This window comes from Sphingobium sp. CFD-2 (assembly GCF_024611135.1).
Classification (GTDB): Bacteria; Pseudomonadota; Alphaproteobacteria; order Sphingomonadales; family Sphingomonadaceae; genus Sphingobium; species Sphingobium fuliginis.
Genome location: NZ_CP084405.1, coordinates 360,861 through 373,227, shown reverse-complemented (window position 1 = coordinate 373,227; position 12,367 = coordinate 360,861). Strand labels below are relative to the sequence as shown.

Annotated in this window: 11 protein-coding genes; 6 read left to right on the top strand and 5 right to left on the bottom strand. The window is 65.2% G+C overall.

Annotated features, from left to right (window positions below; genetic code table 11):
* Window positions 1–51: 51 nt before the first annotated feature.
* Together LDB29_RS01725 and LDB29_RS01720 are read left to right on the top strand one after the other, a co-directional pair.
* Entirely contained in the window at window positions 52–1,272 is a 1,221-nt protein-coding gene (locus LDB29_RS01725) for an NADP-dependent isocitrate dehydrogenase (protein ID WP_025547848.1), read from the top strand.
* 98 nt (window positions 1,273–1,370) lie between these two features.
* Window positions 1,371–2,984, top strand: a complete 1,614-nt coding sequence (locus tag LDB29_RS01720) for a bifunctional GNAT family N-acetyltransferase/carbon-nitrogen hydrolase family protein (RefSeq protein ID WP_025547846.1) — start codon at window positions 1,371–1,373, stop codon at window positions 2,982–2,984.
* Window positions 2,985–3,004: 20 nt separating this feature from the next.
* Here the strand turns inward: LDB29_RS01720 and LDB29_RS01715 are convergent, their stop codons facing one another.
* Window positions 3,005–3,553, bottom strand: coding sequence for a GNAT family N-acetyltransferase (locus LDB29_RS01715; RefSeq protein ID WP_257555835.1), 549 nt, complete (start codon window positions 3,551–3,553; stop codon window positions 3,005–3,007).
* A 54-nt stretch (window positions 3,554–3,607) separates the two neighbouring features.
* On the opposite strand from LDB29_RS01715, the gene LDB29_RS01710 reads away from it, so the two are divergent.
* Window positions 3,608–3,802, top strand: coding sequence for a KTSC domain-containing protein (locus tag LDB29_RS01710; protein WP_044661791.1), 195 nt, complete (start codon window positions 3,608–3,610; stop codon window positions 3,800–3,802).
* 19 nt (window positions 3,803–3,821) lie between these two features.
* On the opposite strand, the gene glmS is transcribed toward LDB29_RS01710, so the two are convergent.
* The 3 genes from glmS to glmU form a co-directional block, all read right to left on the bottom strand.
* Window positions 3,822–5,645, bottom strand: coding sequence for a glutamine--fructose-6-phosphate transaminase (isomerizing) (glmS, locus tag LDB29_RS01705; protein ID WP_222885836.1), 1,824 nt, complete (start codon window positions 5,643–5,645; stop codon window positions 3,822–3,824).
* 83 nt (window positions 5,646–5,728) lie between these two features.
* Entirely contained in the window at window positions 5,729–6,586 is an 858-nt protein-coding gene (locus LDB29_RS01700; RefSeq protein WP_257555830.1) for a metallophosphoesterase, read from the bottom strand.
* Window positions 6,583–7,875 (bottom strand): bifunctional UDP-N-acetylglucosamine diphosphorylase/glucosamine-1-phosphate N-acetyltransferase GlmU, encoded by a 1,293-nt coding sequence (glmU, locus tag LDB29_RS01695; protein ID WP_257557077.1) that lies wholly within the window; start codon window positions 7,873–7,875, stop codon window positions 6,583–6,585. The genes LDB29_RS01700 and glmU overlap by 4 nt, the downstream gene beginning before the upstream one ends.
* Window positions 7,876–8,035: 160 nt before the next feature.
* Between glmU and LDB29_RS01690 the strand changes: the two genes are divergently transcribed.
* The 3 genes from LDB29_RS01690 to LDB29_RS01680 all read left to right on the top strand — a co-directional run bounded on the left by LDB29_RS01690 (window position 8,036) and on the right by LDB29_RS01680 (window position 10,784).
* Window positions 8,036–8,704: an HAD family hydrolase gene (locus tag LDB29_RS01690; RefSeq protein WP_257555828.1), complete on the top strand. Its 669-nt coding sequence runs from the start codon at window positions 8,036–8,038 to the stop codon at window positions 8,702–8,704.
* Window positions 8,701–9,462, top strand: coding sequence for an enoyl-CoA hydratase/isomerase family protein (locus LDB29_RS01685; RefSeq protein WP_257555826.1), 762 nt, complete (start codon window positions 8,701–8,703; stop codon window positions 9,460–9,462). The genes LDB29_RS01690 and LDB29_RS01685 overlap by 4 nt, the downstream gene beginning before the upstream one ends.
* A 149-nt stretch (window positions 9,463–9,611) precedes the next feature.
* On the top strand, window positions 9,612–10,784 hold the full coding sequence (locus tag LDB29_RS01680; protein WP_025547834.1) for a diguanylate cyclase: 1,173 nt from the start codon (window positions 9,612–9,614) through the stop codon (window positions 10,782–10,784).
* Window positions 10,785–10,955: 171 nt separating this feature from the next.
* On the opposite strand, the gene lpdA is transcribed toward LDB29_RS01680, so the two are convergent.
* The gene (gene lpdA / locus LDB29_RS01675) at window positions 10,956–12,356 is read right to left on the bottom strand and encodes a dihydrolipoyl dehydrogenase (protein ID WP_025547832.1); all 1,401 of its coding nucleotides are present in this window, start codon (window positions 12,354–12,356) and stop codon (window positions 10,956–10,958) included.
* Window positions 12,357–12,367 lie beyond the last annotated feature (11 nt).

Genomic DNA, 12,367 nt, shown 5'->3' with positions numbered 1-12,367 from the left:
TTGCCTAGGGCGGTCGCAAATTCCACCCGAACGAGAAGGCGAACAGGCGCTATGGCTAAGATCAAGGTGAAAAACCCCGTCGTGGAGATCGATGGCGATGAAATGACGCGGATCATATGGCAGTGGATCCGTGAGCGCCTGATTCTCCCCTATCTCGACATCGATCTTAAATATTATGATCTGGGCGTCGAGAAGCGCGACGAGACCAACGACCAGATCACCATCGATTCCGCCAACGCGATCAAGGAACATGGCGTCGGCGTGAAGTGCGCCACCATCACCCCGGACGAAGCCCGCGTCGAGGAATTCGGCCTGAAGGAAATGTGGAAGTCGCCCAACGGCACCATCCGCAACATCCTGGGCGGCGTGGTGTTCCGTGAACCCATCGTCATCCGCAACGTGCCGCGCCTGGTCCCCGGCTGGACCGACCCCATCGTCATCGGCCGCCACGCCTTCGGCGACCAGTATCGCGCCACCGACTTCCTCGTCCCCGGCCCCGGCAAGCTGCGCATGGTGTGGGACGGCGCCAATGGCGAGAAGATCGAGAAGGACGTCTTCAACTTCCCCAGCTCCGGCGTCGCCATGGGCATGTACAATCTGGACGACTCGATCCGCGATTTCGCCCGCGCCAGCATGAACTACGCGCTGGGCCGCGGCTGGCCGCTGTACCTCTCGACCAAGAACACCATTCTCAAGGCCTATGACGGCCGCTTCAAGGACCTGTTCCAGGAAGTGTTCGACAATGAATTCGCCGACGAGTTCAAGAAGGTGGGCGCCGTCTACGAACATCGCCTGATCGACGACATGGTCGCCTCCGCCCTCAAGTGGAGCGGCAAGTTCGTCTGGGCCTGCAAGAATTACGATGGCGACGTCCAGTCGGACACCGTGGCGCAGGGGTTCGGCTCGCTGGGTCTCATGACCTCCGTGCTGCTGTCGCCCGACGGCAAGACCGTCGAGGCCGAAGCCGCGCACGGCACCGTCACCCGCCACTATCGCCAGCATCAACAGGGCAAGGCGACCTCGACCAATCCGATCGCCTCGATCTTCGCCTGGACCCAGGGCCTTTCCTATCGCGGCAAGTTCGACGAAACGCCGGAAGTCACCAAGTTCGCGGAAACGCTGGAAAAGGTCTGCATCGAAACGGTCGAGGGCGGCGCGATGACCAAGGATCTCGCCCTGCTGATCGGTCCGGAACAGGCGTGGATGACCACCGAGCAGTTCTTCGAGGCGATCCGCGTGAACCTGGAAGAAGCCATGGGCAAGTGGCAATAATCGGACGGAACTGATCCGCCCTTCCGCGGTTCAATACGGAAACGGAACGAGGCGGCGCCGTGTATCGGCGCCGCCTTTTCCATGGCAGGAGATCAGCGATGACGACGACAGCCAAGAAACGCCTGGAGGTCCGGGCCGCCGTTCCTTCCGATGTACGCGGCATCCAGCGACTGATCGCCCGGGTCTATCCCGGCATGCCCAATTATTCGCTCGCCACCCTGCGCGGGCAGATCAACAATTTCCCCAATGGCTGCTTCGTCGCGCTCTACGACAATAAGGTCGTCGGCTATTGCGCGACCATGCGGGTCAGCAAGGCGATGGCCTTTTCCCATCATGACTGGGAGGAGATCACCGCAAACGGCTTCGGCACGCGGCACAGCGCGGCGGGCGAGTGGCTGTACGGCTATGAAATGGCCGTCGACCCGAAGCTGCGCGGCCTGCGCATCGGCCAGCGCCTCTATGACGAGCGCAAGGAACTAGCCGAGGAACTGGACCTGCACGGCATCGTCATCGCCGGACGCATGCCGGGCTATGCGCGTGCGAAGCGGCGCGTCGATGGCCCGGCGGATTATCTGGACAAGGTCGTGCACGGCAAGCTGCGCGATCAGGTGATCAGCTTCCAGCTCAAGAACCAGTTCGAGCCGCTCGGCGTGCTGGAAAATTACCTGCCCGAAGACAGGCAGTCCGACGGACACGCCGCCCATCTGGTATGGCGCAACCCCTATGTCGACCCCGACGAAGCGCCCGAAATGCGGGTGCCGCGCGGCGTGGAAAGCGTCCGCCTAGCCACCTGTCAGTTGCAGGCCCGCGCCGTACAGGATTTTGACGAGTTCATTCGCAATATCGAATATTTCGTCGACGTGGCGGCAGATTATCGCTCCGATTTCATCGTCTTCCCCGAACTGTTCACCCTGCCGCTGCTCTCCTACGAAACCAAGAAGCTCTCCCCCATCGAGGCCATCGACAGGCTGACCGGCTACACCCCGCGCCTGACCCGCGAACTGGAGCGGATGGCGCTGGAATATAATATCAACATCATCGGCGGGTCCCACCCGACGCGGGCAGAGGATGGCGACATTCAGAACATCGCCTATGTCGCCCTGCGCGACGGTTCGCTGCACACGCAGGAGAAGATTCACCCCACGCCCAACGAAGCCTTCTGGTGGAACATCAAGGGCGGGGACTCGCTGGACGTGATCCAGACCGACTGCGGGCCGATCGGCGTGCTGATCTGCTATGACAGCGAATTTCCGGAACTGGCGCGGCGGCTGGTGGACCAGGGCGCGCGGATCATCTTCGTCCCCTTCTGCACCGACTCGCGGCTGGGTTACATGCGCGTGCGCTATTGCGCGCAGGCCCGCGCCATCGAGAACCAATGCTATGTCGTCATGTCGGGCAATGTCGGCAACCTGCCGAACGTCGACAATATGGACATTCAATATGCGCAGAGCGCGATCCTGACGCCCTGCGACCTGCCCTTTGCGCGCGACGGCATCGCAGCGGAATCGACGGAGAATGTCGAGACGCTGACCATGGCCGACGTGAACCTGGCGGACCTGAGCTGGGCGCGCGCGGAGGGTACGGTCCGCAACCTGCGCGACCGGCGGTTCGACCTCTATCATATCGACTGGGACAGCAATCCCGACCACAGCCATGCGCCGAGCGGCGGACCGGTGCCGGCGGGCGGGCACAATGCGCCGGGTGGCGGCTGAGCTTCTCCGCCGGGTCGCCTCTATGCGGACGATTTTTCGAGCATGACCGCCGTCCGCCCCTTGTAGACCGCCTCCCTGAACGGCGCATAGCCAAGCCTGGCCGCAAGCCTGAGCGATGGTTCGTTGGCGGGATCGATGAGGCAGACGGTTCGGCCGGCGTCCTTACGCCGCGCATACCAGTCGTGCGCGGCGCGGGCGGCCTCGAACGCGTAGCCGCGGCCATGTACCTCGGATGAGAAAATCCAGGCCGCTTCCCCCGCCTTGTCGAAATCATCGCCAAGGCCCCGATGGAAATCCGCCAGCCCGGTCTCTCCGACATAGCGGCCGCTGGCCTTTTCGATCACCGCGAAAATGCCGTAGCCCAGAAGGGACCAGTGCCCCTCATAACGCAGGATGCGGTTCCAGGCGTCTTCCGGCGAAGGAGCTACGCCGCCGATATGCCGCATCAGGTCCATGTCCGACCACATGGCGCAATAAGGCGCGAAGTCAGCGAGCGTGTAGGGGCGAAGGCGCAGTCTTTCCGTCTCGATCATTCCCCAGAGGATAGAGCGGCCCGGTTCGGCGGGCAACGGCTGGCGCCCTCCGACACGCAACCTCCCCCGTCGCGGATCATTGTCATCCGCATGCCGTCGACCGCCATCGCCCGTTTCGACTATGACGCCACCCAGCGCCGGCTGGACGTGCAGTTCGTCAGCGGGCGGCGCTACAGCTATCATGATGTCCCGGTGGACGTCGCGGAAGGCATGCGCGCCGCCACGTCCAAGGGCGGCTATTTCAACCGCCGCATCCGGGACCGCTACCGCTTCACTCGCCAGTGAATCACTCGCCAGCCATCTATCACTCGACAGTGACGGACTTGGCGAGGTTCCTTGGCTGGTCGACGTCCGTGCCCTTGGCGACGGCGACATGATAGGCCAGTAACTGCACCGGCACGGCATAGACCATCGGCGCGATCAGCGGATGCACCTTGGGCATGGTGATGGTCGCTATGCAGCCTTCGCCCGCCGCCTGCACCCCGTCATAGTCGGAGATCAGCACCACCTTGCCGCCGCGCGCCTGCACCTCCTGCATGTTGCTGACGGTCTTTTCGAACAGCGGCCCGCTGGGCGCGAGGACGATCACCGGCACCTTGTCGTCGATCAAGGCGATGGGACCATGCTTCATCTCGCCCGCGGCATAGCCCTCGGCATGGATATAGCTGATTTCCTTGAGCTTCAGCGCCCCTTCCAGCGCCAGCGGATAATCCGGCCCGCGCCCCAGATAGAGCACGTCGCGCGCGCCCGCGATCAGATGGGCCATCGCCTCGATCGATTCATCATAGGCCAGCGCCCCGTTCAGCGCGGCGGGCGCTTCGGACAGGTGACGGACCAGTTCCTTCTCCGCCTTCGCGTCCAGCCGCCCCTTGGCGCGGGCGAGATTGGCCGCGAACGCCGCCAGCACCGCCAACTGGCAGGTAAAGGCCTTGGTCGAGGCGACGCCGATCTCCGGCCCGGCATTGGTGGGCAGCAGCAGGTCCGCCTCCCGCGCCATGGTGCTGGTCGGCACGTTGACGACGGCGGCGATCTTCTGCCCTTCGGCCCGCGCATGGCGGAGCGCGGCGAGCGTATCGGCGGTCTCGCCCGACTGGCTGATGACGATCATCAGGCCGCCCTCCTCCATCACCGGGGCGCGGTAGCGGAACTCGCTCGCCACATCGATGTCGACAGGCACGCGGGCGAATTGCTCGAACCAATATTTGGCGACCATGCCCGCATAATAGCTGGTGCCGCAGGCGACGATGGTGACGCGGCGGATGGTCCCCAGGTCGAAATCGGGGATCGGCAGCGATACCTGATCCTCCATCCGGCGCAGATAGGAACGCAGGGTCTGGGCCACGACCACCGGCTGCTCGTAAATCTCCTTGAGCATATAGTGGCGGTGATTGCCCTTGGAGATCAGCTCCCCGGTCACGCCGGAAATGGTGACGGGACGTTCGACCGGATTGTTGTCCTTGTCGAAAATCTCCGCACCGTCGCGAGTGATGACGACCCAGTCGCCCTCCTCCAGATAGGCGATGCGCTGGGTCAGCGGCGCCAGCGCCAGCGCGTCGGAACCGAGATAGGTCTCACCCTCGCCATAGCCCACCACCAGCGGCGAACCCAGGCGCGCGCCGATGAGAATCTCGGGATGGCTGCGGAACAGGATCGCCAGCGCGAAGGCGCCGTGCAGGCGAGGCAGCACCTGCGCCACCGCGTCCTTCGGGGATGCGCCCTGCTCCACCAGCTCGCTCACCAGATGGGCGACGACTTCCGTGTCGGTCTGGCTGTCGAAGGTCCGGCCCCGCGCCATCAGTTCCTCGCGCAGCGGCTTGAAATTCTCGATGATGCCGTTGTGGACGAGCGCCACTTCCTTCGTGGCGTGGGGATGGGCGTTGCTGGTCGTCGGCGCGCCATGGGTGGCCCAGCGGGTGTGGGCGATGCCGGTGGTGCCCGGCAGGGGCGCGGCGTCCAGTTCCTTCACCAGATTGGCGAGCTTGCCCTCGGCCCGGCGGCGGTCGATCCGCCCGTCATGGACGGTGGCGACGCCCGCGCTGTCATAGCCGCGATATTCCAGGCGCCTGAGGCCCTCCACCAGCCGTCCCGCCACGTCGTCCTTGCCGATGATTCCGATGATACCGCACATGGATAGTCAGTCCCAAAGCCGTGAAAACTCTATGCTTACGCCGCCTATGCCACGATCATGCGGCGGGCGACAGGGGTACCGCATCATCGTGGATGAATTGTAATCAGCCAGACATCGGGGGGCGCCAGCATCCGGATCGGCAGGCCGCTGGTGCCGAGCCCCGCGGACACCACCATGGTCCGCCGCCCTTCCCGATACACCCCGCAGGCATAGCGGGTGCCATAGCGCGAGGGCACATAGACGATGCCCGCAAAGGGCAAGGCCACCTGCCCGCAATGGGTATGCCCGACCAGCGTCAGCATCGCCCGGTCGGGCAGCAGCGGAAAGGCGTCCGGCCCGTGCGACAGCATCAGCGGCGCGCCGCCCAGCGCCTGCATGGCCGCCAGCGTCCCGGGAATATCGGGCCGCCCGGTATAGATGTCGCGCAGTCCGCCAATGGCCAGCGGTCCCCGCCGCACCGCCTGATTGTCGAGCAGGCGGATGCCGATCCGGCCGAACAGATCGCCCCATTGCCGGCGGCTGATCCCCGTATGCTTGCGCGCATCGTGATTGCCCAGCACCGCCACCACCCCCAGCGGGGCGCGCAAGGCGGCGAAGGGGGCGATGCTCTGCGCCGGATCATAGGTCGCACCGCCCTTGTCGTCCCCGATATAGTCGCCGCCCAGCACGATCAGCTCGGGCCTGAGGCCGTTCACCAGAGCGACGATCCGCGCCATCCGCTCCGGACTGTTATCGGGACCGGACAAATGGCTGTCGGTCAGCAGCGCCACCGTCACCGGGCGGCGCGGCGCATCCGCCGGAAAGGGCAGCGCGACGTCCAGCCGCCGCACGACCGGCATGGCGCGCGCATTGGCGTAGAGCCAGACCGCCCCGCCCGGCACGGCCAGAAGGATGAGCAGCAGCGCCGCAAGCCAGCGCCGCCTTCGCAGGCGACCCGTCACTTGGCGGCTTTGCGCGCCTGCATCCGCGCCCGGAAGCGGGCCGCCCAGCCGGGCTTCGCCTCCTGCTTCGGCCGGACGAGGCATAGCGCGTCGGCCTCTACCGGCTGGGTCACGACGCTGCCGGCCGCCACGATCGCGCCGTCGCCTATCTTCACCGGCGCGACCAACGCGCTGTTGGAGCCAATGAAGGCGCCCGCACCGATTTCCGTCCGATATTTGAAGAAGCCGTCATAATTGCAGGTGATGGTGCCCGCGCCGATATTCGCGCCCGCGCCCACGCTGGCGTCCCCGATATAGGACAGGTGATTGGCCTTGGCGCCCTCGCCCAGTTCGGCCTTCTTCACCTCGACGAAATTGCCGACCTTGGCCTTGACGCCGATCTTCGCGCCGGGACGCAGCCGGGCATAGGGGCCGATTTCCGCGCCCTTGCCGACGGCCGCGCCCTCCAGATGGGAAAAGGCGTGGATCGTCGCATCGTCCGCCACGCTGACGCCCGGACCGAAGACGACATGCGGCTCGATCACCACATCGCGGCCCAGCAGCGTGTCATGCGCGAAGAACACCGTTTCCGGCGCGATCAGCGTCGCGCCCTCCCGCATCGCCTCTGCCCGGCGGCGGTCCTGCCAGACGGCCTCCACCCCCGCCAGTTCGGCGCGGCTGTTGACGCCCGCCACTTCCCAGGCCTCCGCCTCGATCACCGCGCTCTGGGCTCCGGGCAGCATGACGATGTCGGGCAGATAATATTCGCCCGCCGCATTGTCGTTGCCGATCTTGTCGAGCAGCACGAAAAGATCGGTCGAGCGCACCGCCATCAGTCCGGAATTGCAGAGCGTCACCGCCCGCTCCTCCGCATCGGCGTCCTTATATTCGACCATCTTCTCGATCACGCCCTGGTCCCGGGCGATGATCCGGCCATAGGCGGCGGCATCTTCCGGCCGGAAGCCCAGGACCACGGCGCGCGGCTCGTCGCCCCAGTTCAGGCGATCCAGCATGCTCCGCAGCGTTTCGGCGCGCACCAGCGGCACGTCGCCATAGAGGATCAATATGTCGCCCGCGAAACCGGCCAGCGCGTCATGCGCCTGCGCCACGGCATGGCCGGTGCCCAGCTGCTGTTCCTGCACGGCGATGACGGCGCCGCTGCCCTCCACCGCCTTCTCCACCTGGTCCCGCCCAGCGCCGACCACCACGACCTGCCGCTCGGGCTGCAACTCCGCCACGCTGGCGAGCAGATGGAGCAGCATCGGCCGCCCCGCAATCGGGTGCAGAACCTTGTGTCTGGCCGACTTCATGCGCGTGCCCTGCCCGGCGGCAAGGATGATCACGGCCAAGGGGCGAGCGGGGGAGCGGCTGGAGGTCACGGGGGCATCCTTCACGAAAGGGCCAAGAATCTGAGCGCTCTCTGCCATGTTTGACTTGCCTTTGCCACCACCCAGGCGGCATGAGCCGGGCATGGTTTCCATTCCCTTCGACATTGTCGGCTTCGACCTTGACGGCACCCTGCTGGATACCAGCGGCGACCTGGCGGCTGCGGTCAACTACGCCATCGCCACCGACGGGCGGCCGCCCTTTCCGGTCGAGGCGATCCATCCCTTTGTCGGCAAGGGGGCGAAGGTGATGCTTCAGCGCGCGCTCGACGCCTCGGGCGGCTATGACGACGCCATCCTGGAAAGGATGCTGCCGATCCTGCTGGACTATTATGAGCAGAATCTGGCGATCCATTCGCTGCCCTATCCCGGCCTGATCGCGGCGATGGATGCGCTGGAGGAGGCGGGCGTGAAGCTCGCCATCTGCACCAACAAGGCGGAGCGCTTCACCATTCCCCTGCTGCACCAGATCGGCCTGTCGGACCGTTTCGCCAGCGTCGTCGGCGGCGACACGGTCGGCATCGCAAAGCCCGACCCGGCGCCGATCCACGCCATGATCGAGCGCGCGGGCGGCGGGCGGACGATCTTCCTGGGCGACACGATCAACGACATCGCCGGGGCGCGCAATGCGGGCATCCCCAGCATCGCCGTCAGCTTCGGCTTTCTCGACGGGCCGGTCGAGGCGCTGGAGGCCGACGCCGTCATCCACCATTTCGACGAGCTGGTGCCGCTGCTCGAAGGCTGGCCGGCATGACCCTCCGCCTGGAACGCGACGGCGCGGTCGCCACGCTGCTGATCGACCGCCCCCGGCAGCACAACGCCATGAACCAGGAGATGTGGGAGCGATTGCCCCAACTGGTGCAGGAAGCGATGGCGGACGAGGCGATCCGCGTGCTGATCCTGACATCGGCTGCATCGGGCCTGTTCTGCGCGGGTGCGGACATCCACGAATTCGCGCGTCATTCGGGCGAGGAGGATTGGCGCGTCGCCAATCAGGCGGCGATCCGCGCCACCCAATATGCCCTGGCCCATGCCGAAAAACCAGTCATCGCGGCCATAGACGGGGACGCGATCGGCGGCGGATGCGGCATGGCCATCGCCTGCGACCTGCGGATCGCCTCCCCCTCCGCCCGGCTGGGCATCACGCCGGCCAAGCTCGGGATCGTCTATTCGCTGTTCGACACCAGGCTGCTGGTGGATCTGGTGGGGCCGGCGCGGGCGAAGCGCATCCTGTTCACCGCCGCCCTCCATGATGCGGAGGATGCGCTCGCCATCGGCCTGATCGACCAGATCGCCCCCGCTCCGCTGGAGGCAGCAGTGGAACTGGCTCGGCGCATGGCCGCCAATGCCCAGCATTCGATCCGTTCTTCCAAGGCGATCGTCCGCCGCATCCTGGATGGACAGGCGGACGACGACGCGGAAACGCTGGCCATGTTCCGGGACGCCTTCACCCTGCCCGACTTTCAGGAGGGCGTGCAGGCCTTCCGCGACAAGCGTCGTCCCCGCTTCTGACCCACTCATCGCATGTTCATCCAAATTGGATGAACATCTCATCCGATCCGGAAGTATTTGTTAAGGATCGGCTTTTACCGGTCTCCCGACACGGACGACGCGCCGGCTCGCGCATGACTTTCGACCGATAGAAGGAACAGGCACGCAGCGTGGGAGAGAATTTCGCCTTCTTCCTGCCCGTCATGATGGCGAGCTTCGGCGTGGTTTTCGCCTTTGTCTGGACCCTGCGGGTGCGCGCCGCAGGATATTGGAGCGCCGCCTTCTTCTGCGTCGCGGGCGGCTTTGCCGTGCCGGCGGGATTCGCTCTTGTGCCGACGCCCCTCTGGGGTTTCCTGGCGGACCTGCTGTTCGCCAGCGGCTTCCTGCTGTTCAGCCAGGCTTTGCTGGAACGGTGGCGGCCCAACTGGCTGCTGCGGGTGCGGATCGCGATCTGGGCGCTGTCCGTGATGCTGTGCGCCGTTTCCCTCATGCTGGACAATCTGCCCTTCGAACTGGCTGCGTCCGATTTCGGCTGCTTCCTGCTGATCGGCCTGCCGCTGATCGCCGGCAGGGATCGCCTCGACAACTGGTCGGACCGCACATTGTTCGGCGCGGCGACGCTGGTCGCGCTGGACAATCTGATACGCGGCAGCACCGTGCCCCTTACCCTGTCGGGCGGCAGTTTCCTGAGCAGCGACTATGCCTTCCTGATGCAGGCGCTTGCCTGCGTCCTTGGCCTGTTCCTGGCTCTGGCCGCGCTTGCGGCGAATATGCTCGACCTTCTCGCCCGCTATCAGCGCGACGCGCTGCATGACCCCCTCTCCGGCCTGCTCAACCGACGGGGATTCGACGATGCCATCGGCCAGAGGGCACGGAAACTGCCGACGCAGGGCAGCCTGATCGTCTGCGACATCGACCATTTCAAGTCGATCAACGATGCCCATGGCCATGCGCTGGGCGATCGCGTGATCGTCACACTGGCGCGGATATTGGTGCAATTCGCGCCTGCCGAGGCCATCACGGCGCGCTTCGGCGGGGAGGAATTCATATTGTTCCTCCCCGATGCCGACGCGGCCCGGGCAGCCACGGTCGCCAATGACATTCGGGAGAGCATCGCGCAGGAGGTCGCTCGCCAGCTTGGCCTTTCGCGCCCCCTTACCGCCAGTTTCGGATTGTCGGCCGTCCAACCCGGAGATGCCGCGATCCACGATGCCATCGCGCGGGCGGATGCGGCGCTCTATGAAGCGAAGACCCATGGCCGCAACCGGGTTTGCGTGCGGCGGGCGCTTGCCGTGTCTGACAAGCGCGCCGACGGTCCAAGGCCCCGGGCCCAGAGCAGATAGAATTTGCTCCGCTCCATGCACGACCTGGGAACGGCATTCCAGCCTTCGCGAGAATGGGCGTGCCTCAACGCAATCGGGCAAGCTTCACGCAATGCTCCAATCGTCAATAGGTCATGAAAAAGGCCGCCCCGAAGGACGGCCTTCTCATTCTTTCCCAAGGGCGGGACGCGATCAGATGTGGATCGGCTTGCCCGTCACGGCCATGGCCGCTTCCTTGATCGCCTCGCTATGCGTCGGATGCGCGTGGCAGGTATAGGCGATGTCCTCGCTCGAAGCGCCGAACTCCATCGCCTGCGCCGCCTGCGCGATCATCGTGCCCGCAACCGTCGCGATGATCCAGACGCCCAGCACCTTGTCGGTTTCTGCATCGGCAATGATCTTCACGAAGCCATCGGGCTCATGGTTGGTCTTGGCGCGGCTGTTCGCCAGCATCGGGAATTTGCCGACCTTGATCGCGCCCTTTTCCTTGGCGGCCTCTTCCGTCAGGCCCACGCCAGCGATCTCCGGCTTGGTATAGACCACCGACGGGATCACGTCATGGTTCACGATCCCGGTCAGGCCCGCGATATTCTCGGCCACGGCAATGCCTTCATCCTCGGCCTTGTGCGCGAGCATCGGGCCGGGGATGACGTCGCCAATGGCCCAGACGCCGGGAACCTTGGTCGCGAAGTCATGATCGGTCTCGATCTGGCCACGGGCATTGAGTTCCAGACCGATCTTGTCGAGACCCAGCCCCTCCGTGTTCGGACGACGGCCGATCGACACCAGCACCACATCGGCCTCGATCTTCTCCGCCTCGCCGCCGGCGGCCGGCTCGACGGTCAGGGTCACGCCCTTCTTGCCGACTTCCGCGCCCGTGACCTTGGTGCCGAGCTTATATTCGAAGCCCTGCTTCTTGAAGATCTTGTTCGCTTCCTTGCGGACTTCGCCGTCCATGCCGGGCAGGATCTGGTCGAGGAACTCGACCACCGTGACCTTCGCACCAACGCGGCGCCACACCGAACCCAGTTCAAGCCCGATGACGCCGCCGCCGACGACGACCAGATGGCCGGGAACCTTGTCCAGTTCCAGCGCGCCGGTCGAATCGACGATTCTGCCCCCCGCATTGTCTACCGCAACGCCCGGAAGCGGCGTGACCGACGAGCCGGTGGCGATGACGATGTTCTTCGCCGTCACCGTCTTGCCCGCGACTTCAACTGTGTTGGCGCCGGTGAAGCTCGCCAGGCCCTTCAGCCAATCGACCTTGTTCTTCTTGAACAGATATTCGATGCCGCCGGTCAGGCCCTTGACCGCTTCCTTGCGCTGGCCCTGCATGGTGTCGAGGTCCAGGCTCATCTTGTCGATCTTCACGCCCAGCTTGGCGAGCGCGCCATTGGCGGCTTCCTCATACAGTTCCGAAGCGTGCAGCAGCGCCTTGGACGGAATGCAACCGACATTGAGGCAGGTGCCGCCCAGCGTCTCCCGGCTTTCGGCGCAGGCGGTCTTGAGGCCGAGCTGAGCCGCGCGGATCGCCGCGACATAACCACCGGGACCGGCGCCAATCACCAGAACATCATAATCGAAGTCTGCCATTTCTCACTCCA

What these genes read in the sequence shown, in the direction of transcription:
- LDB29_RS01725 (WP_025547848.1), top strand. Translation starts at nt 52, where the DNA reads ATGGCTAAGATCAAGGTGAAAAACCCCGTCGTGGAGATCGATGGCGAT.
- LDB29_RS01720 (WP_025547846.1), top strand. Translation starts at nt 1,371, where the DNA reads ATGACGACGACAGCCAAGAAACGCCTGGAGGTCCGGGCCGCCGTTCCT.
- LDB29_RS01710 (WP_044661791.1), top strand. Translation starts at nt 3,608, where the DNA reads ATGCCGTCGACCGCCATCGCCCGTTTCGACTATGACGCCACCCAGCGC.
- glmS (WP_222885836.1), bottom strand. Translation starts at nt 5,645, where the DNA reads ATGTGCGGTATCATCGGAATCATCGGCAAGGACGACGTGGCGGGACGG.
- glmU (WP_257557077.1), bottom strand. Translation starts at nt 7,875, where the DNA reads ATGAAGTCGGCCAGACACAAGGTTCTGCACCCGATTGCGGGGCGGCCG.
- LDB29_RS01690 (WP_257555828.1), top strand. Translation starts at nt 8,036, where the DNA reads ATGGTTTCCATTCCCTTCGACATTGTCGGCTTCGACCTTGACGGCACC.
- LDB29_RS01685 (WP_257555826.1), top strand. Translation starts at nt 8,701, where the DNA reads ATGACCCTCCGCCTGGAACGCGACGGCGCGGTCGCCACGCTGCTGATC.
- lpdA (WP_025547832.1), bottom strand. Translation starts at nt 12,356, where the DNA reads ATGGCAGACTTCGATTATGATGTTCTGGTGATTGGCGCCGGTCCCGGT.